Genomic DNA, 22,465 nt, shown 5'->3' with positions numbered 1-22,465 from the left:
GATAAATCGCGCCGCGACGGAAATTTATGCACTTAACTGTTCAACAATCCGCCCCTGAGCCATACGCACCGCACGATCGCACATATGGTCGATGACATCGGGATCGTGGCTTACCAGCACCATCGTCAGTCCATCATCGCGCTTCAGCTCGTTCAGCAGGTTAAGGATCTCTGCCTGGACCGACATATCCAGCGCCGACGTCGGCTCATCCAGTAGCAGGATCTTCGGCTGCAACAAAAGGGCGCGCACGATCGCCACGCGCTGGCGCTGACCACCGGACAACTGATGTGGATAGCGATCCGCCAATGCCGGATCAAGACCGACATGGCGAAAGCCCTCGTTAATACGATCATCGATATGGTCGTATTTCAGCATCTTCAGCGGCTCGGCCAGGGTGCGACGCAGCCGGTGGCGTGGATGCAGCGAAGCATAGGGGTCCTGAAACACCATCTGCACATCGCGGCGGAGTTGGCCGGTAAAGGGCTTACCGGGCTGCACGCGGGTGCCTGCCAGCGCCATGCTGCCGGACCAGTGGGGATTCAGCCCGGCCATCACCCACAGCAACGATGATTTGCCACAGCCTGAAGGGCCAACCAGGCCAAAACACTCGCCAGCCTTCACGTTAAGGGTGACGTCATGCACCACGGTACGCAGCTCGTAGCCCTGCTTATGGGAGACGCTCAGGTTGGATAACTCAATCATGCTTCTGCTCCAGGGCGGCACGATCCAGCACCGGCAGTGCTGTACCATGAGTGGCTTTGCTCGGGCGGCAGGCCCACAATGTGCGGGTATAAGGATGGCTGGCGTGGGACAACTCCGCCGCCGGCAGCGTATCCAGCAGTTGGCCTTTGTACATCACCATCACCCGTTCGCAGTGTTCCGACACCTGTTGCAGATCGTGGCTGATCAGCAGTAGCCCCATATTGCGTTGTTCCACCAGACGGCGAATCAGCGCCAGCACCTGATCACGCATTGCATGATCGAGCGCAGAGGTCGGTTCATCAGCGATCAGCAGTTCGGGATCGGTGATCAGCGCAATCGCCAGCATCACGCGCTGCCCCATACCACCGGAGAGCTGGTGGGGATAACGCTTCATCAGCTGGCGCGGATCGGGCAGGCCCACCGCATCCAGCATCTCGCACACCTTCTCTTTGCGCTCGGCGCGGCTCAGACGATGGTGCAACACCAGTGGTTCCTCCACCTGCCAGCCAATGGTGCGCGTGGGGTTGAGGGCATATTTCGGGTCCTGCATCACCATCGCCACCTTGCTACCGCGCAGTCGGCTCCAGTCACGCTCACGCATCTGCAACGCATCTTGTCCAACCACCTGCAAACGTTCGGCCTGCAAATGCAGCGACGGCGACAGTAGGCCCATCAGGGTGCGGGCGGTGAGGGATTTACCCGAGCCGGATTCGCCGACCAGCGCCACGCGTTCGCGGCCCAGCTGCAAGTGAATGTTATCGACCAGCAGGGCATCGTCACTACGGATCGTCAGTCCCTGCGCATCAATTAACAGATTATTTGGCATGACGGGTATCCAGTTGATCGCGCAGGCCATCGCCTGTCAGGTTAAATGCCAGGCTGGCAAGTAAAATAGCCCCGCCAGGCGCAGCGGCGACCCACCATTGGTCGAAAATCACTTTACTGCCTTCGGCTACCATCGAACCCCATTCGGCGGTCGGCGGTTGCACGCCCATACCAAGGAAGCCCAAACCGGCAGCGGAAAGAATGATGCCACCGAGGCTCAGCGCAGCACGCACCACGGCGGTGGGCAGGCAGAGCGGCAGAATATGACCAAACATCAGACGCAGGCCGGTAATGCCTTGCATACGCGCGGCGGCGAGGTAATCGCTGCGACGCAGTGCCAGAGTCTCAGCACGCGCCTGACGGGCAAATGGCGGCCAACTGGTGAGCGCCAGCGCCAATGCGCCATTCATCAGGCCGGGGCCAAGCATGGCGACAAACGCCAGTGCGATCACCAGGTTAGGCAGCGAGAGAAAGATGTCGGTAATGCGCATCAAAACGCGTTCGGTCCAGCCGCCAACGTAACCGGCGGTGATACCGACCAGCAGACCCACCGGAATGGTTAGCACCAAAATCAGCGTCACCAGCATCAGCGTTGGGCGCGTACCGTAAATCACGCGCGACAGCAGGTCACGGCCAAAACCATCGGTGCCAAACCAGTGGGCGGCCGAAGGGGGCAGCAGACGCATACCGATGGTTTGCACATTGGGATCGTCAGGGGCGAGCCACGGGGCAAAGATCGCCATCACCAGCAGAATTCCCACCAGCGTTAAACCGATGCTGAGGGAGGTGATGCGGCGACGGCTGCGGCGCGGGCGTAACGTTTCCAGTTCAGAGAGTTGTTGAGTCATCGGGTTCTCGGATCGGTTAACCAGGTCAGGGCGTCGGCCACGGCGTTGAGCAGGATAAAGCAGCTGCCAATCAGCAAGGTGGCGCCGAGAATCGCCGGAACATCGGCGGAGAACAAGGCATTGGTCATATAACGCCCAACACCAGGCCAGGCAAAAACGGTTTCCGTCAGCACCGAACCTTCCAGCAAGGTGGCATATGAGAGGGCGATAACGGTAATCAGCGTGCCCAGCACGTTAGGAAAGATATGGCGCAGCAGAATACGTGTGCGGCCAGCACCTTTGGCGCGCGCCAGGATCACGTACTCCTTGCTGCTCTCTTCCAGCAGCGCGGCACGCAGCAGGCGCGTAATCCCTGCCATCGCCAGCAGCCCGAGGATCACCACCGGCAGCCAGATATGGGCAATGGCGTTGCGGAACATCTCAGGATCGCCCGACAGCCAGCTGTCGATCAGTACGAAGCCGGTTTTTGGCTCCAGCGTATAAATCCAGATGTCGTCTAATTGCCCCGGTCCGGCAGACCAGTGCAACACGGCATAAAACAGCAGCAGGCCCAGCAAGCCGAGCCAGAACACCGGCACCGAGTAGCCAAGCAGTGAAATAAAACGTGCCACGTTGTCGATGATGCTGCCCGGTTTCCATGCGGCCAGCAATGCCAGCGCCACGCCGAACACGGCGGCAAAAATCATCGAACAGGTTGCCAGCTCAATGGTGGCCGGGAAGGTGCGCATCAGGTCGGCACTCACCGGCTGATTGGTCAGGTGGGACAGCCCAAGATTACCCTGTGCCAGATGGCTGATATAACGCCAGAACTGCACCAGCACCGGTTGATCGAGACCGAGATCGTGCCGCACCTGGGCATAGGTGGCTTCACTGGCGTGATCGCCCGCGATCTGTTGTACCGGATCGACCGGCGACAGATGCGACAGCATAAAGGTAAAGGCCAGCAGGCCGATCAGCGTCACCAGCAACGACAGCAGGCTGGTGAGCAATCGGCTGGTGCGTTGCCAGAGTGGCCGGGCGAACCCGGCCTGTGGGGCTGACGCCGCCATTACTTGGTGACCTGTGAGTAATACACCATATCCGGGTTGATCCCCTGCACATAGCCTTTCAGGTTATCGCGTAACGCAATCAGGTTACGTGCCTGCAAGCCGATGACATACGGTGAGTTCTTCAACACTTCACGCTGCATTGCCTGGTACAGCTCAACACGTTTGTTGTTGTCGCTCTCGGCGGTGGCCGCCAGCGTTTGCTTGCTCAGCTCCGGGATATGCCAGTCGGAACGGTAAGCGATGGTTTTGCTGCCATCTTCCGGGTTGTAAGCAAAAGAGGCGGCGTTGGTGTTGGGGTCGAAGTAGTCAGCACCCCAGGCATTCAGCGTGGCCTGGTACTGATGCGCCTTCACTTTGGTGGAGACTTCAGAGCTGAGGCCCGGTTGGACTTCAACTTTCACGCCACCTTTGGCAAAGCTGCCCTGCAACGCCTGAGCAATGTCGAGATACGGCGGCTGGTTGCTGGTGGAGAGGGTAAAGCTGACGTTGGTCAGACCGGCTTTCTTCAGAATCGCTTTGGCTTTTTCCGGATCGTAGCTGTACGGGGTATCGTTCAGCGCGCCAAGGAAACCTTTCGGCAGGAAGGTCTGGTGCACTTCGAACTGACCTTTCAGCAGGTCGTTAGCGATACCTTTGTAGTCGAACAGGTAACGTGCCGCTTCCCACAGGGCCGGGTTTTTCAGCACCGGATCGGAACCGACGTTGAACTGGATGTAGTAAAGCGAGGCCATCGGAATGGCTTCGGTTTTGACGCCCGCTTTGCCTTTCAGCGCGGCGATCTGGTCAGCGCCGAGGTTACGTGCGATATCCACATCACCCTGTTCCAGCAGCAGACGACGGGCGGCCGGTTCCGGCACGTTTTTGATCAGGATATTTTTCAGTTTTGGTGCGCCAGCCGGCGAGGTTGGGTTAGCCGTCAGCAGCACCACTTCATGCAGTACCACTTTGCGGATCTGATACGGACCGCTGCCTGCGGAATTGGTCGCCAGCCAGCCATTACCGAAGTCGCCATTCTTTTCATGCGCCAGCGCGGTTTTCTCATCAACAATCGAAGAAACCGGAGCCGAAAGCAGGCTCAGCACGTAGGCCGGGCTGACGTTGGCGCTCCAGCTGATTTTGACGTGGTTATCGTCGACTTTGGTCAGGAAACTGTCGACGTTGTCTTTGTTCCAGCCCAACTGGGTCAGGATAAAGGATGGATCGAGGTTCAGTTTCACTACGCGGCCCAGCGAGAAGATCACATCTTCCGGGCGCAGCGGGTTGCCGCTGGAGAATTTGGCATCTTTACGCAGTTCAAAGGTCAGGCTGCGGTTGTCGCTGCCTGGCTGCCACGAGGTGGCGAGTGTCGGTTGCAGTTCGGTCGGATTCTGCGGATTAGACTGGACCAGACGTTGATAAAGGTTAGTAAACGCCTGCACCGTGGTCAGCTCAAAACCTTTCGCCGGGTCAAAGCTGTCGGCATCGTCGGTAGATTGGGCAATCACCAGCGTATCTTTCGGGGTGGCGGCTTGGGTTGTGAATGCGGCTACCATCGATAACGCCAGCAGGGAGGGGATTATTTTTTTCATGTGATTTCCTTGCCTTATAAAAAAGTAACGCGAGTTTACGAAAGCGCTGCCATGAAGAATAGTCAATTATTGGCTATGCATATGCTTATCTGTTCTAAGACTAGCGTTACGGTTATAAGGAGGTTAACGGATTTGCGAAACCTTAACATTCGGCTGCGGCGTATCCGGCAATTTACAACGGAAATTAAACGGAAGCCGATGGCCGAATAATTAACTTTACAATACCCGACTCGGGAATATAATGGCCGCAACTTCAAACAGGAGAATTCAGTTGGACAGTCACCCTTATTTAACATTACACAAGGCAAGCTGACGCGCGAATTCTTTTGTTGCTGCTTGCCGGAGTCGGCGGGCAGCAATCCTCTCTCATTTCTGACGATTGTTCCCCTTTATATGGATTTGCTACGGGCTAATGCTCGGGGGTTAACGTCATGCATATGATTTTACACGCACTTTTCCCTCCACCTCGGTGCGCACACTGATCTTCAGTGTGCTGAGTTTTACTGCGCCTGTCGTGTGCAGACCCACATCTTAAGTTCAACTTCTTGCCTGTGAGGCAGGTGGGTTGTTTATTCTTTATTTCCGGGAGGATATATGAAAATTCCCGACAGGTTATTTTTTTTTCTAAATAACGCTCAGCCGTTAATTTGCACCCAAATAATGCATGCCTGACATGCAGGGATATTTATCGCCGTAAAAAAGAGGAATGTCACGATGACTGACATGAAACTCAATAATGAAAAAAGTGTGCTGAATCTGGCACGTCCACCACGCCAGAAAACTCCTCGCTATCTGATTGAAGAAGAAGCGGCTTACTCCGCCAATGAAACCCTCGCGCGCATGCACAGCGATGCCGAGGGGCTGAGCCACAACGAAGCCGAAGCGCGCCTCGCGGTATTTGGCTACAACCAGGTGGCTCATGACAAAGCGCCACCGGCGTTGGTGCAACTGGTCCAGGCATTCAACAACCCGTTTATCTATGTCCTGATGGTGCTGGCGTTGGTGAGTTTCTTTACCGATTTCTGGCTGCCCGCGCGTCGTGGGGAGGAGACTGACCTGACTGGTGTCATCATCATTGTAACGATGGTAACGCTCAGCGGTTTGCTGCGCTTCTGGCAGGAGTTTCGCACCAATAAAGCCGCCCAGGCATTGAAATCGATGGTTCGCACCACTGCCACGGTGCAGCGTCGTGAATCGGCACAGCAACCCGCTCGCAAACAGGAAGTGGATATCACCACGCTGGTGCCAGGGGACATTATCTGGCTGTCTGCCGGTGATTTGGTCCCGGCTGATGTGCGCCTGCTGGATTCACGCGATCTGTTTATCAGCCAGGCGATTCTGACTGGCGAATCGCTGCCGGTAGAAAAATATGATGTCACCGGCAATGTGGCGAGTAAAAGCAGCAGCGAAAGCCAGCAGGGCGCATCTTTGCTGGAGTTAGGTAGCGTCTGCCTGATGGGCACCAATGTCTCCAGCGGCACCGCCAAAGCGGTGGTGGTGGCAACCGGCGAAGAAACCTATTTTGGCAGCCTGGCGAAATCCATTGTTGGCAACCGGACGCAAACTGCCTTTGACCGGGGGGTGAATAGCGTTAGTTGGTTATTGATTCGCTTTATGCTGGTGATGGTGCCGGTGGTGCTGCTGATCAATGGCCTGACCAAAGGCGACTGGCTGGATGCCACCCTGTTCGCGCTGGCGGTGGCGGTGGGTCTGACGCCGGAAATGTTGCCGATGATTGTCAGCTCCAATCTGGCGAAAGGGGCCATCGCCATGTCGCGCCGCAAAGTGATTGTGAAGCGTCTGAACGCGATTCAGAACCTCGGGGCGATGGATATCCTGTGCACTGACAAAACCGGCACACTGACCCAGGACAACATCATTCTGGAGCATCATCTGGATTGCGCTGGTGTCGAGAACTCACGCGTTCTGATGCTGAGCTGGCTGAACAGCCACTATCAGAGCAGCACGCCCAACCTGATGGATCGCGCGATTCTGCGCTACGGTGAAACCCGCGTCAGCCATGCGGTGGCCGATTATTACAGCAAAGTGGATGAGTTGCCGTTTGATTTTGTCCGTCGCCGTGTCTCGGTGGTGGTGGGCGATCGTCGTCTCGGCCAGCAACTGTTGATCTGTAAAGGCGCGGTGGAAGAGATGTTGAGCATTTCCGTCGCTGAACGTGAAGGCAAACTGATCCAGCCACTTAATGAAACCCGCCGTGCGGAGCTACTGGCGCTGGCTCATCAGTACAACCAACAAGGATTCCGGGTCTTGCTGGTAGCCAGTCGTGTGCTGCCTGATCCGGGCTTACAACATGCGTTGAGCGTGGCAGATGAGCAGGGGCTGACGGTGGAAGGGTTGCTGACGTTCCTCGATCCGCCTAAAGAGAGCGCTGCGAAAGCCATCACCGCGCTTCAGGAGAATGGGGTCAGCGTGAAAGTGTTGACCGGAGATAATCCGGTGGTCACGGCGCGTATTTGCCAGCAGGTGGGCATCGACTGCGGCACCATTGTCACCGGCGATGATATCGCGGCAATGAATGATGAGCAGCTGGCAACAGTTGCTGCAAGTAGCGCGGTGTTTGCCAAACTGACGCCGTTACAAAAATCGCGCATTTTGCGTGCCTTGCAGCAGCAGGATCATACCGTGGGCTTTCTCGGCGATGGTATCAATGATGCTCCGGCACTGCGCGATGCCGACGTTGGCATCTCGGTGGACAGTGCGGCAGATATCGCCAAGGAGTCCTCTGACATCATCCTGCTGGAAAAAGATTTGATGGTGTTGGAAGCGGGGGTGATGAAAGGACGTGAAACCTTCGGCAACATCATTAAGTACCTCAACATGACCGCCAGCTCTAACTTTGGCAACGTGTTCTCGGTACTGGTGGCGAGTGCGTTCATTCCATTCCTGCCAATGCTGGCGATTCATTTGTTGATTCAGAACCTGATGTATGACGTCTCGCAGCTGGCACTACCGTGGGACAAAATGGACCGCGAGTTTCTGCGTAAACCGCGTAAATGGGATGCGCGCAACATCAAACGTTTTATGTTGTGGATTGGGCCGACATCTTCGATCTTCGATATCACCACCTTTGCGGTGATGTGGTATGTGTTTGCAGCTAATTCTCCGGCCATGCAGTCGTTGTTCCAGTCCGGTTGGTTTGTCGAGGGATTGCTGTCGCAGACGCTGGTGGTACATATGCTGCGTACGCAAAAGATCCCGTTTATTCAGAGCCGCGCGGCGTTACCGGTGCTGCTGACGACGGCCTGTGTGATGGTAGCGGGGATATTGCTGCCGTTCTCACCGCTTGGTGCCATGGTGGGACTGGTCCCGTTGCCGTGGGCTTACTTCCCGTGGCTGGTCGCCACCTTGCTGGGTTACTGCCTGGTTGCTCAGGGAATCAAAACCCTCTACATCAAACGTTTTGGTCAGTGGTTCTAACCCCAGGGAGGCATGATGCGCAAACTGGATAAAGTGGTGTGCCATTGCCTGATCATCATGGTGGTGATTGTGCTGTTAACCGTGGTGATTCGCTAACGAATTTAACCATTTGGGCTTTTTATCAAGCAGCGTTTCCGCGCGAAACGCTGCTTTTTTTTGCTGCATATCGAGAAGGCTTGACACGATTTGCTTGTACGCCAGTACGATTAGCAGAGGTTTTGGCTGTATAGCCATGTCATTCAGCTCATGATTGGGTTTTAGTGCTGCAATTTGTACGCTGTACGGTAATTTTGTTGTGTTTAGTTGTTCAATATTAGTGAATAAGTTTGTCAGCGGGGCGGGGTTATGTTTGTCTGAGCACCGCTCTACCATGCGCTCCAACATTTCCCTGTTAATTGGAGCAAACATGAAAAATATCCTTGTGAAAATGATGATGGCGGGCGCGCTGGTTGCAGTTAGTGCTTCTTCTCTGGCGGCGACGGAAGTGATAATGCCTGGTACGCAACAGGTGGTTGGGCATATCAGCGCCAGCGGTGCCCGTAATCTGGATGAATTGGTGGCTGCACTGGGGCAGAAAGCTGACCTTGCCGGTGCATCGGCATTTCATATCACTTCTGCCAATGGTAAGAACACCTTTTCAGGCACTGCCGAGCTATTGAAATAAGGTGAGCCAAATGCCAGGTGACGGAAAAAGGGCAGGGCGCGCCGGTGGTGAACAGATGCGTGATTCGATCTTGCATCATGCGGCGATGATTATCCGCCTGGAGGGACTGCATGCCTGTACTCACCGTGCGGTTGCAGAACAGTGCGCGATTTCACCAGGCACCGTCACCTATCATTTTAAAAACCTGGATGAGCTGCATGCGGCGGTAATTGAACGGGCGGTGGAGAGCTTTACGCAGCAGACACACGCGTGGTTTGGTGCAATGGAAGAAAACTCTGTCGCGCAGCAACTAACCCAATTTCTTTTCTGGACTCTGGATGAACGCGAAAGGCTAATTTGTGAGTACGCGTTATTTGTGGCGGCGGTATCGCGTCCACGTCTGCGTCAGGCTGCTGCCGCATGGATTGCCAGCCACCAGCACATTTTACAGCAACATTTTGCACTGACTGCGCAGCAAGCCGAGGCGGTAGTCGCCTTTACCGACGCCTGGCTGTTACGTTCCATCATTCAGGAAGGAAAAAAACCGGATGCGGCGCTGGTGCAGCGTTTTTTCACCAGCATCCTGCAAAGTTAATCTTTGGCTTTATTCATCTGGCTGGTAATACTGCACGCCTATTTCAATGCGTTCACGGCCACTGGCCACGCGATGGCGATTGGTATCGCGTAGCGAATAGATACAGCCGCAGTATTCCTGCTGATAAAAACGCTCGCGCTTGCTGATTTCAATCATACGGGCCGAGCCACCGCCTTTGCGCCAGTTAAATTCCCAATACAACATGTCGGGATAGCGCGCTGCGGCTCGTACGCCACAATCGTTGATTTGCTGCATGTTTTTCCAGCGAGAGATGCCGAGGGAACTGGTAATTACCGGGAAACCATGTTCATAAGCATACAGCGCCGTGCGTTCGAAACGCATATCAAAACACATAGTACAACGCACCCCACGCTCCGGTTCCCACTCCATACCGCGCGCGCGTTCAAACCAGTTGTCTTTGTCATAATCTGCATCAACAAAAGGTACGCCAAACTGTTCGGCGAAGCGGATATTCTCCTCTTTGCGCAATTCGTACTCTTTCAGCGGATGAATGTTCGGATTGTAGAAAAAGATGGTGTAGTCGATACCGGAAGCCAGCATCGCTTCCATTACTTCACCCGAACAGGGTGCGCAGCAGGAGTGCAGCAGCACTTTGTTGTGACCATTTGGCAGGGGAAGAGGTTGGCGAGTGAAGGTGTCTGACATAAGAATGATTAATGTTTATGAATGGAAAACACCAGTGTAAGCGCTATGTCGTCGGGAAGCAAAATTGAGGATTATGGCAATAAAAAAGGCCGCATTCGCTGCGGCCTTAGTGAGCATTATTCGGTCACTTTTTTCTTCAGTTCGCTGGCACCTTCTTTGGTGCTGTTCCAGCCTTTTTGCGCACCTTCTTTGGTGGCATCCACACCTTTTTCCGTGGTTTCTTTGGTTTTATGCCAGGCTTTTTGCGTCCCTTCGCTGGCTTTGCTGCTCAGGCTGTCGCTCTTTCCTTCAGCGGCATGTTTGGACTTGAGTTTCAGCTCAGCGCCCTGATCCTGGGCTTGATGCAGTTTCTCTTTAGCCGTATTTGCGCCAGCCTGTGCATTGGCCACATCGTTATCTGTTGCGTGTGTGGTAGCGGCAAATGCCGACGAAGCCAGCAGAAATGTTGATAAAGCGATAATTGTCTTTTTCATGAATATTCCCTCATCAAAGTCATCATTGTTATGACTGTAGTTAACAATGGCACGCTCAATAACATCTGGCTTTAGGAATAAACTGTAAATGAATCATCGTGTTCTGGTGGGGCTTTGTTTTGAGCTCAGGTCCCGACCCGATAACAGCAACAAAGAGAGCGCACCCAATGACATCCCAAACCATAGCGTCACCAGACGAATGGAGATGGCAAGAGACATCGCCGTACCATCGTTGACACCATGCGCCACCAACTGAAAAACCAGTGCGGCCTCCATGACGCCAAGTCCGGCTGGTATCATACTTGCTGCGCCGAACAACGTTGCCTGCACAAAGATTAACACGCAGTCAGCACTTGAAATTCCCGTTCCCAGGATCTGGCAGAACCATGCAAAGACCAGAGCCTGCGTGCCATAAGCAACCATCGCGACAACCGAGAAAGCCGAAACTCTGGTGGGTTTCCACACTTGAGCCCAGGCTTCAAGCGTCGCTTGCCCACCTTTGATTGGCAACCATGTCACTGCACGACCCAGTCGGTTCCAACCGGTACTGACCATAGGGTGTGAAAGGGCGTATGAAAAGACGCAACTCCCCAGCAGAATAGCAGCGAACGCCAACAGCCATACCCAAGCCAGCGACTGTCCTGCCATCATGGCGGCCAGCATACCCAGCAAAATCATCCCCAATACATCTGACCCTCGGTCAACAAGGAACGTAGCGAGGCTGTGCGTAACCTTCACGCCGTGCGGGACCAACAAAGCAGAACGAAAAGTTTCGCCGGATTTCCCTGGTGTGGCCGTCAAGGCAAGCCCGGACATATAAATGCCGAGATGGGTAAATCTGGGGACGACATTATCGAGACAATGAAGAGAATACTCCCACCGTCCGAAGCGCCATAAATAAGAACTACTCGACAGAACGGCACTGATCACCAACGTCTGAAGTCCTAGCGCAGAGAATGCTTCGACCGTCGACTGCCACCCGGACCAGAAAACAGCCGCCAGATAAAGCATTACTCCAATAGTGACAAACCAGACAATGGCGCGAATGATGCGCCGCTCATGCAGCGCACCCTGGAGTCGAGTAAAGAACTTGTTCATCGAAAGGTTAACAGCTTATGGCCAAAGTAGCTGGTCACCACCGGTACCAGCACACCGGCCAGATGGCCTATCGCTTCAGCATGATCCACGATGCCAACCGATGGCAGCAACCAGCGAGCCAGAAGCAGACTGATCGCCAATGTCTGAATAACGGCCAAAACGTTCACTGCCACAAACTTGTATACCTGTGGTGCGAGCGGGCCCTGACTCGCATTAAAAACATGCCCGCGCATCAGTAGAAAAGCCACCAGCATACCGACCAGGTAAGCAAAAAAAACCGCGAAGCCGTAGCCGACAAACATACTAAAGACGAATCGTGAACCAAAGTTAGCTGCGGCAGCGATTCCTCCAGCGACTAAAAATCGCAGGAATTGTGGCGAGATCATGGCTGAGGAGACTCCTTGTTTTCCGGGGTGGCCATCTTCGCCATTTGTCGACCAAATCCGATACTTTCTGAAATGCCGCGATCTTCCGGGTAGTAGTAAGAGGTATCCGCCACCCACAGTCCCTGCACGGGTAAGGCGACTGGAGGCAATTTTTCCAGATATCCGGGATCGCAGATCGGCTGTGCGTAGCGATAACGGCTGGCACGCATGTCAATAAAATCATCATCAGTCAGCGACGGATTGATCTTCTTGAGATAGTTGCGCACTTTAGTCAGGAAAGCCTCATCAGGCTCAGCATACAGGGGATGCTCGCCCGGCACATAGAACGGCACATACACGACATGTTGGTCGAGTGGACGCAGGTTCGTGTACTCCACCAGGCCTGGGATATCCATCTCCGGGTCATTGGTGTTCAACCAGAAGTTCTCTGTTACTGCTTTTCTGAGTTTGGCAATTACGCAGACCACCGCGATGTTCTTGGTGGCACTGAATTTAGCCAACAGATCTGAGGGTAAATCTGGCATAAGTTTAGAGACATAAGGCAGCGGAATGGTGCTGATCACCTTATCGAAGGATTCAAGCTGACCAGCCACTTGCACGCCAGCCACCTTGCCATTGTTGATGACTACCTTCTCGATAGGTGACTTCAGTCTTATTTCGCCACCATTGGCCTCGATGGCACTTTTCAGTGCGGTTAACAGCGTGGCTGAACCCCCTTCAAGGTAACCCAGCTTCTCACGGAACAAACTGTAACGGGAGCGGCCAATACGACGGATGCGGCTCCAAATCCAGGCTGCTGACAAACCATGCGCATAGTCGTAGAACTTGTAGTCAAAAAGTCGACGCCACAAAACTTCCCAGGCCTCTGCACCCACCCAGCGCTTGATCCAGCCACTTGCCTCCACATGATCCAGTGGACGCCAGTCGTCGCGTTTGGTCGACAGGAAAGCATGTAAGCCATAGCGGAATTTAGCCATCAGGCTTAAACCACGGAATTTGAGCAGGGCAACCGGGTTACCCCAGGGCTGCAAACGTCCCTGATACCAGTAGCCCATCTTGGTTTCCGTCCACTTCATCTGATCGGCAATGCCTAATTCTTCAAGTACCTGCAAAAAGGCATGATCAGAGATGCAATGAAAGTGGTAATAGCGTTCAATATCCAGACCACTAAAATCAAATGTCGCGGTCATGCCACCCACACGATCGTCTGCTTCAAAAAGCACGGGTTGATGACCATCAAGCGCTAACTGGTAGGCTACTGCTAAGCCCATTGGACCCGCGCCCAACACCGCAATGCGTTGTCCCATCTTAAAACTCCAGCTCTACACCGCTATAGCGCGGATCGTTAAAGGTTTCTTCCACAGCCGCACTGAAAGGGGTGTAAGGGACACCGAAAATACCGGGCCAATCAATCACCTCGAACTCATCTTTCGCCGTTAAAGCCGCCAGTTGTTGGGTGGTAAAAGGCGGGTTTTTATCAAACTTGCCCCATACCCACAGCAAGGCATAAAAAAGAGAATATGGAATGCGTAAAATTATCGTTTTGGCCCGAATTGCGCGTTTAATCTCGCGAATCATGTCGATATAGTCGATTTTTTCATGGCCTGAGATGTTATACACGCCATCGCGAATGCCATTCTCGATGCAGCTGATAATGATATTGGCAAAATCTCCGACATAAAGTGGCTGTCGCATGTAGCGACCATCCCCAGGGATCGGAAACACGGGGACCTTCTTCATAAAGCGTGATAACCAGCCCAGGTGTTTGCGATCAAACCAGCCAAACATCAAGGTGGGGCGGAGAATGGGGCAGGGAATACCACATTCCAACACCATTTTCTCTTGTTCCTTTTTGGTGTTGGTGTAGAAATCATCAGCGACCGATTCCACGACCGAGGAGCTGATCTGTACCATGTAGGGTACGTTGTTCGCTTTGATGGTTTCCAGTTGGAGGCGGGTCGAATCAATATTGTTTCGCACGAACTCCTGATAATCGTTACCGCCAATCTGAGCCTGTAACATCACCACGACATCCGCCCCTACGAAGTGCTGCTGCCACTGGCCGGGTTCGGCGAGATCGGCATACTCGACAGTGATGTCGGGTTGAACTCGTTTCAGCACGTCCAGATTAGTACGATGCTTGTCGAGAACAACAATGTTTGAATAGCCTTTTGCCTTGAGTCGGGCCACCAAATTTTGACCGACCAGACCAGCCCCGCCAGAAAGTATTATCTTTTTCTGCAACAAAATTTACTCCTGAGATATCTTGACCGGGACGTTGAATTGGGGGCACACAAAGAGTTCATTGTCTCTGGCGTATGCAAGTCCCAACTTGTAGTCCCCATTTAATTTTGACACATCTGCTGTCAGCTCGTAACCGGATGAATTTAGCGATGGTTGTTTTAAATATGCACCAACGTCCGGACGTGACTTACGCTGAGCGTTAAACAAGTAACGCTTTCCATCGGCATTAGACAGCATCACGTAAACGTTATCCGGGAGTTTAGCTGGGGTCACGGATGCGACCAGCCACCCTTGAACATTTAATAAAGTTGACGTTTTGATTAAACCAGACGATGGAGAAACAGCATTCACAGAATCGATGCTTCCAGTACATTGCTGAACGAATGTTGTATTTTTAAATGTTTCCGGCTGGGGTTTAGCAAAGCCCAGTATATTAATGTCATCCGGTGAGGAACGATAGTTGAGAGCATAAAATTCGATATTAAATGACCGTTTCCAAAGGAAGGGGAGGTCAGTGGCGGAAATCTCAATCGATTTAACTCTCTTATCTTTGAGGTAATCTGCACTGGCGGAAAGTAATCCAAACTCTGCAGTATTCTCAATCAGAGGAGAAATAATAAAACCAGACTCCGTCATGCCTGAGATTATTCTGTAGCTGCGTGTAACACCATTTTGCATGGTCAGTTTCATCTGAAGCTGACTTGGTTTAAATAATGTATTCAGGATTGTGCCAGCAAAACTTTTACGAATAGTTAACTTCGCAAATATAGGTTTGCGGGAATCAGGCAAACTGATCGTATCACCAAATGAATAAAAACCTCCGCCTATTTTTTCTGAAGGTTCGGATGTCGGATTTGGTGTGTCTCGATGCTTAAGGTAAAGGTAGCCACCTGCAAATGATGTTGGTTGATAATTGGACAGCAAAACAGGCCAACTCGCACCATCCTCCAGTGAAGGCAATCTCTTATCAATGGGCTGGACATTGAAGATGATATTATCTGGTCTGTTCGCTGCGAGAAGATGCATCTTATTTAATTCAGCCAGTTTAGGGGTGTAGACCGAATAACTTTGCAGAATGGGTCGTGGACTCCATGTGTTTCCAGATGCGAGCAGATAGGCTTGATCGAATGAATATATATCAACGGTGCCGTTAAGCTTTGGAATGGCTCCACGTTTTTTGAGCAGATTGACACGTTCTTCAAAGTCTTTTGCCAGCGCTTGAGGTTCCAATATGCGCTGTTTTAACCCATCCCATGTATTGGAGAACGTATTTTTGAAATTATTTTTAACGCTATCGACGGGTTTTTTGATATAGGCAATGTCGATGTAAATCCATGTGATCAGACAGGCTGCTAAAACGACTAATGCGCTACGGGTGGGGATCAGCGTCCCAGCCAATAGGCCTCCAAGGAGAATCATAGAAGCACAAATGAGCGCATGGCCGTCATGCCTGACGAAACCCGCTTTAAAGGCTAAAAAGAGGATGCAAAGAAAAATAAGCGTAACAACCGATTTGTCGTAAAACGTACCTCGTGTTCCATACAGCAGAAGTGCAGCCATGACAGCCGTAGCCACTACATAAAGGACGCACTGAGACAAATCGCCATTGGTTGCCATTGCCTCAGTGTAACCACTAATAATGGGTGACAGGCCGATAAAATAATCAGCCAGCCCGCTTAATGGTTGCCCGGAGAATGCCCAGAAAATTCCGGTTGAGACTAAAAAGGTTGCAACGATAAGGAGCGAAAACTTCCATTGTCCTCTCTTTGCCAGCAGAGCAATTGAAAGAACAGATATTGCTACACATGCTACGAGCGTCGAACCTTTAATCAGCGGTAATAAACCAAACGGTGAAAATAAGGCAATGATAAGCGAATATTCACCCAGAACCGCTGTCTTTCTGGTATCAAAAGCCGTTCCCCAACGATAAACCTGAATGCCCACCAGCATGGGATAGAAGAAAAACAGTGCATCACGGCCATATATTAATGCGCTCAAAACAGCCAGGAGTGCAATTTTTAACGGCCATCCGCTTACTTTAAAGTTAAGCCAGGCAGCTACAGCAAAGGCAATAGCGAGGTAGAGCGCTCCCCATACCATCAAATGGTCGGTGGCTGGATGATAACTTTGTGTATAAATTGAAGCATAGGGACCGAATGTGAAAATAATGTCTTTGCCAATAGACATCCCGTGTGCCAGTGCTTCATTCATCCCATAAGACCAGGAGGGATCGAGACCTTCCCACGGCATCCTTGGCGACAGAGGAACAAAAACAGCAATCGATACCAGTAATAGCGCCAATAAAAACAATGTGTCTTTTATAGCATTGTGATTATTCAAGTTAGAGCTCCTTCCTGAAGCCATATTCGCTTTCAATCCTGACATTAAATATCCAGCCTTTTAAATACGAAATGTGGCAAATTGCGAATAACCATCATGATTACTGACCAAATTTTTGGCGTGTATACAACACGTTGCCCGCTTTCAATGCCACGTACAACCTCCGCGGCCACGCGATCAACGGGGGCGAGTTTGGCACCGGATTGTTTGAGATGTGCGGTCATTGGTGTATCGGTTGGTCCTGGTTTAATTAAAACCACCTTTACATTCGTATTTGCAAAGCGGTGTTGTAAACCTTGTACATAGCCTGCAACCAACCCTTTTGCGGCACCGTAGGTATAGTTAGATTTCCTGCCTCTGTCACCCGCAACTGAACCGATAATCGCGAGCGTTCCACTATTGGCCTTTTGCATCTGCATGGCAAACGCCTCGGCAAACAGTACCGGCGAGATACCATTGACATCCAGAGCTTCCCGACACAGGACGAGATCATTCTGACATGCTTCCTGGTCAGGCAGGGAACCGTGCGCAATAAGTGCCACATCAACATTGCCTGACTGGTAGATGTGATGAATCAGCTCTTGAATTTGGCCCGCATCGAGAAAATCCACCTGAAGGTTGGTAATTACTGCATCCGGGGTACGCACCTTGAGATCTGAAGCAATACGTTCGGCTTTTTCCTGATTCCTGCTGACCAAAACAATCTCTGATGGGTTCTCTTTCGCCCACAGTCGTGCGCATTGTTCAGCAATCGCAGAAGTAGCACCAATGATGGCGATTTTTTTCTTAAGCTTCATTCAACTTCCCATTAGGCGGCGTGATAGGCCAGAGCTGATGCCCGGGTCTCGGTATTGGATAAATTCAGCCAGGCGTGGATAGCCCGCTTCGAACAATTCTTTCGGCATGCGTGCATCTTTGGCGAGATAGATACGGCCTTTCGCTTCACGCACGATAGCATCCAGTCGCTCGAACAGTTTGTGCGTGCGATCTCCATGGTTTGGGAAATCCAACGCCAGTGTGACCCCCGGCTGTGGAAAACTCAGCATACCAAGGGGCTGTCGGTTACCAAAAGTTTTGAGTACTGCGAGGAAGGAACCATCTCCAGAGCGTGCTATCTCTTTCAACATCGCCTGAACTGCATCTTGCCCCACTTCGCGTGGTACTACACTCTGGTACTGATAGAAACCTTTGGGACCGTACATCCGGTTCCAGTGCAGCACATTATCGAGGGGATAGAAAAAGGGCTCGTAATGAGCGATTTCCCTTTTTGCCTGCCACTTTTTGAGGTGGTAGTAGGTCATGTTGAAAGGACGAAGTGTCAGGCGGTTAACCATTGAGACCGGGGGCACGATGGGCATCGTGAGTTTGCCAGCCTTTGGTGCCTTCCGATCCTTTATATCAGCCGGATTTCCGCGCATGAACAAACCGCGGCCGCCGCCTTTTGAGATACAGTCGATCCACGAAACGGTATGCTCCCACTGGGCTTCTGACGTATCCGACAATCGGAAAAACTCCTCGAGGTTGTCAAAGGCAATGGTCTCGGTATCGACCCACGGACCCGCAACGGGACGAAGCTGTATTTCGGCTGAAGCGATCACGCCAGTCAGACCAACGCCACCCACCGTGGCGGAAAACCATTCAGGATGTTGGTCTGGGCCACATTCGATCGTTTCGCCATTGGTCCGGATCAGGGTCAGACTTTTAATGTGATCCCCGAATGAACCCACAACATGGTGGTTTTTACCATGTACATCATTGGCGATGGCTCCGCCAACGGTGACCAACTGAGTCCCTGGCGTAACGGGCAGAATCCAGCCTCGCGGAATCATCAGCCTCTGAATGTCCTGGAGCAAGACTCCAGCTTCGCATACCAAACGCCCTGTACTTTCATCAAAGGCGATAAAGTGGTCAAGTCCGGTTGTTATCCAGATCTCACCCTGCGGATTTAGGCATACATCGCCATAGCTGCGTCCCATGCCATGAGCCAGACCGGGAGTGGTGAGAGAAGCCTGTATCTGACCACGGTCACTCAATGCCACCACGTTGTGCTCTTCACGAGACAGGCGGCCCCATGAGTTTATCGTTACCATGAAACCCCCACTGTGCCGGCAACCAAAATAGCGGCAAATATAATACCCGCGCTGAGACTGGCACGATCTTTCACTGCAAAGACCAGTGGGTCATCGTGCATTTTGCCTCGATGGGCTTGCATCCACATCCAGCTTACCCAAAACAACATGACAGGTACGGCTCCCCAAATCAGTTCAGGTGCGGCGTACAATTTCAGCACAGCATCGCTGTTCAGATATAGCGCGAGTACCAAAACAGATGAGTAACCAGCCACAATCCCCATAGTCTGAATCAAAGGTGCATCGGCGGTATGATATCCACGGCCATGAATTTTCTCTTTTCCGCTGAGCAGTTGAAGTTCCAATTCTGCATAACGTTTAACGAATGCGAGAGAAAGGAATAGAAATACCGAAAAAGCCAACAGCCAGAATGAGAGATCGTGACCAACAGCCGCCGCACCAGAAACAATTCGCAAGGTATACAGCATTGCCAGAGTGAGGCAATCAACCAACATCAGTCGTTTGAGTAGCCATGAGTAGGCGCAGGTCAGGGCGAAATAGAACAGCAGCCAGAATAAAAAGTGTTTCCCTACTAACCCGGCTATGGCCAGACTGATGATTAGTAGCAGTGGCGCAAGCAATACGCCTATCCAGGCGGGTATCAGGCCTGACGCAAACGGTCGGTTTCGTTTTCGGGGATGCAGGCGGTCGCTGTCAAGATCGAGTAAATCGTTGGCGATATACACTGATGAAGCGCAAAGGCTAAACGCAATGAATGCCAACAGCAGAGAAAGCCATGCCTCTCCATTGCTCACATCATGTGCCGCAAACAATGGTACTAAAAGGAGAAGGTTTTTTAGCCATTGGTGAATTCGTAGCATCCGACGCCATGCGGAAAAGCCGATTTCTCGTTTAGGAAATACGCGTTCAACCGTTGCAATATCCTGGGCCTTTTTCACCAGGTCGTTTGACCCATTAACAACGATGGCTTTATGCGCTTGCGACCATACCGGTAAATCCGTCGAGGAATTTCCAGCGTAATCATAGCCATGTTGTTGGAAGCGTTGCACTAAAGCAGCTGCTTTGTGTTCCCCGGCAATATTCGACACCCCATCGCTGGCAATAACTTCGTCGAAAATACCTAAGTGTTCCGCAATACGGTCTGCAATCGATTTATCAGATGCCGTACACAAAACCAGATATCGGCCCTCTTCACGCTGTTGCTTGAGCCATTCAAGTAACTCTTCGTTGTATGGGAGAGTCTTAGGAGTAAATTCAGCTCGTGAAGCAAGGTGCTGTTTTAGACAAGCCTTGCCCTTTAATAGAAGGAATGGAATGCGGAGCGTTTCAAACGGGCTATCCCTAAACACCCTTAATGCAGATTCGTGCAGCATGTCGGAATGGATTAACGTACCATCCAAATCCACTACAAGTGGTTTCCCAATCAAAACAACTCTCCCAGCGATAAATTTTAAGAAGGCGAGTGACCTTATAAACTCTTCATTCTAAAACAATGGGGAGGGGAACGTCATCATTTATGCATGCTTCGATGGCTGAGTTAAATCAATAATCGGTACTCTTTTTTACGTGTTTATTAAGCGGTATTAGAGGTAGACATCACCGTCTCCCCGAAAAAATTAAGCTACAAAAGACCGCTGAGATAAGGTTGTGCGCATTTCGGATTTCATTGCATGAGCGATAGATGGGTCTGAATAAAATTGATGATGTGATTGTCGCATAATGCTGACTTAAATCAAATTTATACCGGGTTGTAGGGTGTACCTATTTATTGTTATCACCACTTACAGCGATTAAACGAGGCATCTCAGGGGATAGTCTGTGATTTAACATATACGCCCGCATAAGGCTGATTTGATGCTGTAACATCAATCACCCGAAATGTATGGGGTGGCCTTTCAACTCTGCCTCTCGTAGTAATGTTGTTTTTTCCGGGTAGATGATGATGCCGCAGACAAGTGCAGAGCGTTGCAGTTTTTCAAGAGAGAAGGGAATGCGTTCATCGTTTCCCATTTTGTGCAGCTTGCTTGAGTAAATTTCACTGGTAGCGATGGTCTCACCATTACTGGCCTTCGGGACAAAACAAAAAAGCCCGCAGAGCTTGCGCTTTGCGGGCTTTCAGGACTTCGTCAGATGACTCTGGTAATCACTGACGGAGAATTTTGGTGGGCTGGCGGAGTCTGAATGTTTTTCTCAACATCATGTAATATATTGGTTTTATCTAATTCAACTTTTCTTCGTGTACCTAAACGTGTACCAATTATTTAATGTCATACCCCGGAACGGCTTCACTTGATTCACAAATGCCCGACGTTAAACCCAAATAAAATGATTTATAGAAAAAGTGTTCACACTGTTCACTTTTGTATTTTATCCATTAAATTCATTGTGTTAGATGGTGAACGGTTTTAGGCGGCTATTCACGAGTGTGCACAGGGGGGTGATCACTTGTCCCCGAATGATTAAAAAACCGGCCTAGGCCGGTTTACGTGGGGAAGTTATCTGGCTGCCAACCTGTCTGGTTGTACATATGGCAACGTTTGAAACGGTATAACGGCCAGCGCTGTTCCATAAGAGGCTGGCAAATCCTAAACCAGCCAAAAGGTCAGGCCGATAACAATAAGAGCAAAAATGGCCGTTGATCCCCAAGCTACAGACGGCCAGAACGTCACCGCTAGCATTCCGAAACCAATGATTAGCACCGCAGGAATGAGGGTGCTGGCAAAAAATCGGAGCTGCCGTCGCAGCCAGGTTCTGAAGTAATTACTCATCTGATTATCCGCATGATGGCGTCAGCGATCTCATCTTCTGACGACGGGAAGGAATGGAGGTGGGCATTTCTGCTGATAATTGGCTCAATGATGAAATAGAGCATTTCCAGCTTGATGGCGTAAAGTGCCTGGTAGAAAACGGGGACCTGCTGCCTGAGCCTGTGCGCTGCATCAGCCGCTTCCTGAACATAGCCGTAGTAGCTGACAATGGTTACGGATGCTGCTGAAATCTTGGCAAGTTTCGTATCCATCGCTATGGTAGCCCCGAAGCTGTAGCCTATGGCGGCAACGATGGCCGAACTGAAAGCCTGACTGGTTAGGGAAGAGGTGGCGATGTTCGCGCCTTTCTTTATGAGTGCCTGCTGAATGCGTCGGATACGATTCTGCTCTTGGCTGTTGCGCAGCAGCAGATCCACGTAAATCTCCAGCATCTTTTCGATGACGTGAGGATGTTTTACCAATTGAACTAGTGCTTCCAGAAAGCGCACGTCTTCGGTTTTCTGGCCCGCGCATACGTCCTGATAGTTGTCGGTGAAACAAGAGGTGTAATACACAAGCCGCGTTGCACCTTGCTGCATACGGGTTGCCTGCTCCAGCACCGCGTCTTTTACGCCACCGAGCGCTTTCTCCAGCCGCACGGCCAGCAACTGGTCTGCCTGCATTTTAGTGATAAGGGTAGTATTGGTGATCATCTCTTCGGGTGTCCTTTTCCTGCCGGATAACGGCATCATC

At 51.7% G+C, this 22,465-nt stretch carries 20 protein-coding genes and 1 pseudogene; 3 read left to right on the top strand and 18 right to left on the bottom strand.

Annotated elements, in window-relative coordinates; genetic code table 11:
- Positions 1-24: 24 nt before the first annotated feature.
- From AC6I8R_RS15840 to AC6I8R_RS15820, 5 genes are read right to left on the bottom strand one after another with little or no spacing between them, the layout of a single operon-like run.
- Positions 25-702 carry an ABC transporter ATP-binding protein gene (locus AC6I8R_RS15840; protein ID WP_497832575.1) on the bottom strand — a complete coding sequence of 226 codons (678 nt, stop codon included), beginning with the start codon at positions 700-702 and terminating at the stop codon, positions 25-27.
- Complete coding sequence (locus tag AC6I8R_RS15835; RefSeq protein ID WP_497832574.1) at positions 695-1,528, bottom strand: ABC transporter ATP-binding protein; 834 nt, start codon at positions 1,526-1,528, stop codon at positions 695-697. Before AC6I8R_RS15835 ends, AC6I8R_RS15840 begins: the two co-directional genes overlap by 8 nt.
- Positions 1,518-2,375, bottom strand: coding sequence for an ABC transporter permease (locus tag AC6I8R_RS15830; RefSeq protein WP_208723760.1), 858 nt, complete (start codon positions 2,373-2,375; stop codon positions 1,518-1,520). Before AC6I8R_RS15830 ends, AC6I8R_RS15835 begins: the two co-directional genes overlap by 11 nt.
- Positions 2,372-3,424, bottom strand: coding sequence for an ABC transporter permease (locus AC6I8R_RS15825; RefSeq protein ID WP_021184418.1), 1,053 nt, complete (start codon positions 3,422-3,424; stop codon positions 2,372-2,374). The genes AC6I8R_RS15830 and AC6I8R_RS15825 overlap by 4 nt, the downstream gene beginning before the upstream one ends.
- Positions 3,424-4,992, bottom strand: coding sequence for an ABC transporter substrate-binding protein (locus AC6I8R_RS15820; protein WP_021184417.1), 1,569 nt, complete (start codon positions 4,990-4,992; stop codon positions 3,424-3,426). Before AC6I8R_RS15820 ends, AC6I8R_RS15825 begins: the two co-directional genes overlap by 1 nt.
- A 714-nt stretch (positions 4,993-5,706) precedes the next feature.
- Here AC6I8R_RS15820 and mgtA point away from each other — a divergent pair.
- The gene (gene mgtA / locus AC6I8R_RS15815) at positions 5,707-8,430 is read left to right on the top strand and encodes a magnesium-translocating P-type ATPase (RefSeq protein ID WP_497832573.1); all 2,724 of its coding nucleotides are present in this window, start codon (positions 5,707-5,709) and stop codon (positions 8,428-8,430) included.
- Between the two features lie 75 nt (positions 8,431-8,505).
- On the opposite strand, the gene AC6I8R_RS15810 is transcribed toward mgtA, so the two are convergent.
- Positions 8,506-8,838: a hypothetical protein gene (locus AC6I8R_RS15810; RefSeq protein WP_497832572.1), complete on the bottom strand. Its 333-nt coding sequence runs from the start codon at positions 8,836-8,838 to the stop codon at positions 8,506-8,508.
- Here AC6I8R_RS15810 and AC6I8R_RS15805 point away from each other — a divergent pair.
- Together AC6I8R_RS15805 and AC6I8R_RS15800 are read left to right on the top strand one after the other, a co-directional pair.
- Positions 8,837-9,094: a YdgH/BhsA/McbA family protein gene (locus tag AC6I8R_RS15805; RefSeq protein ID WP_021184414.1), complete on the top strand. Its 258-nt coding sequence runs from the start codon at positions 8,837-8,839 to the stop codon at positions 9,092-9,094. The genes AC6I8R_RS15810 and AC6I8R_RS15805 overlap by 2 nt on opposite strands.
- A 55-nt stretch (positions 9,095-9,149) precedes the next feature.
- Positions 9,150-9,668: a TetR/AcrR family transcriptional regulator gene (locus AC6I8R_RS15800; RefSeq protein WP_235056586.1), complete on the top strand. Its 519-nt coding sequence runs from the start codon at positions 9,150-9,152 to the stop codon at positions 9,666-9,668.
- Between the two features lie 9 nt (positions 9,669-9,677).
- Here AC6I8R_RS15800 and AC6I8R_RS15795 read toward each other — a convergent pair whose 3' ends face one another.
- From AC6I8R_RS15795 to AC6I8R_RS15740, 12 genes and pseudogenes are all read right to left on the bottom strand, one after another.
- Positions 9,678-10,334 carry an epoxyqueuosine reductase QueH gene (locus AC6I8R_RS15795; RefSeq protein WP_036626493.1) on the bottom strand — a complete coding sequence of 219 codons (657 nt, stop codon included), beginning with the start codon at positions 10,332-10,334 and terminating at the stop codon, positions 9,678-9,680.
- A 116-nt stretch (positions 10,335-10,450) separates the two neighbouring features.
- Complete coding sequence (locus AC6I8R_RS15790) at positions 10,451-10,807, bottom strand: KPN_00521 family repetitive protein (protein WP_021184411.1); 357 nt, start codon at positions 10,805-10,807, stop codon at positions 10,451-10,453.
- Between the two features lie 93 nt (positions 10,808-10,900).
- Positions 10,901-11,905 carry a lysylphosphatidylglycerol synthase transmembrane domain-containing protein gene (locus tag AC6I8R_RS15785; RefSeq protein WP_497832571.1) on the bottom strand — a complete coding sequence of 335 codons (1,005 nt, stop codon included), beginning with the start codon at positions 11,903-11,905 and terminating at the stop codon, positions 10,901-10,903.
- Positions 11,902-12,291, bottom strand: a complete 390-nt coding sequence (locus AC6I8R_RS15780; protein WP_036626490.1) for a GtrA family protein — start codon at positions 12,289-12,291, stop codon at positions 11,902-11,904. Before AC6I8R_RS15780 ends, AC6I8R_RS15785 begins: the two co-directional genes overlap by 4 nt.
- On the bottom strand, positions 12,288-13,598 hold the full coding sequence (locus AC6I8R_RS15775) for an NAD(P)/FAD-dependent oxidoreductase (protein WP_497832570.1): 1,311 nt from the start codon (positions 13,596-13,598) through the stop codon (positions 12,288-12,290). Before AC6I8R_RS15775 ends, AC6I8R_RS15780 begins: the two co-directional genes overlap by 4 nt.
- Before the next feature lies 1 nt (position 13,599).
- Positions 13,600-14,538, bottom strand: coding sequence for an NAD-dependent epimerase/dehydratase family protein (locus tag AC6I8R_RS15770; RefSeq protein WP_021184407.1), 939 nt, complete (start codon positions 14,536-14,538; stop codon positions 13,600-13,602).
- Positions 14,539-14,541: 3 nt separating this feature from the next.
- Positions 14,542-16,920 carry a hypothetical protein gene (locus tag AC6I8R_RS15765; protein WP_497832569.1) on the bottom strand — a complete coding sequence of 793 codons (2,379 nt, stop codon included), beginning with the start codon at positions 16,918-16,920 and terminating at the stop codon, positions 14,542-14,544.
- Positions 16,920-17,672, bottom strand: coding sequence for an SDR family NAD(P)-dependent oxidoreductase (locus tag AC6I8R_RS15760; RefSeq protein WP_021184405.1), 753 nt, complete (start codon positions 17,670-17,672; stop codon positions 16,920-16,922). Before AC6I8R_RS15760 ends, AC6I8R_RS15765 begins: the two co-directional genes overlap by 1 nt.
- Positions 17,673-18,965: an FAD-binding oxidoreductase gene (locus tag AC6I8R_RS15755; RefSeq protein WP_497832568.1), complete on the bottom strand. Its 1,293-nt coding sequence runs from the start codon at positions 18,963-18,965 to the stop codon at positions 17,673-17,675.
- On the bottom strand, positions 18,959-20,392 hold the full coding sequence (locus AC6I8R_RS15750) for a UbiA family prenyltransferase (RefSeq protein WP_497832567.1): 1,434 nt from the start codon (positions 20,390-20,392) through the stop codon (positions 18,959-18,961). Before AC6I8R_RS15750 ends, AC6I8R_RS15755 begins: the two co-directional genes overlap by 7 nt.
- A gap of 442 nt (positions 20,393-20,834) precedes the next feature.
- Positions 20,835-21,044: pseudogene (locus AC6I8R_RS15745) on the bottom strand (YegP family protein); the annotation flags it as partial.
- Between the two features lie 685 nt (positions 21,045-21,729).
- A complete protein-coding gene (locus AC6I8R_RS15740; protein ID WP_497832566.1) occupies positions 21,730-22,425 on the bottom strand; it encodes a hypothetical protein in 696 nt (231 codons plus the stop codon).
- Positions 22,426-22,465 lie beyond the last annotated feature (40 nt).

This window comes from Pantoea sp. X-Soil-OKNW-713, assembly GCF_059730685.1.
This window is presented reverse-complemented; position numbering and strand designations above follow the sequence as displayed.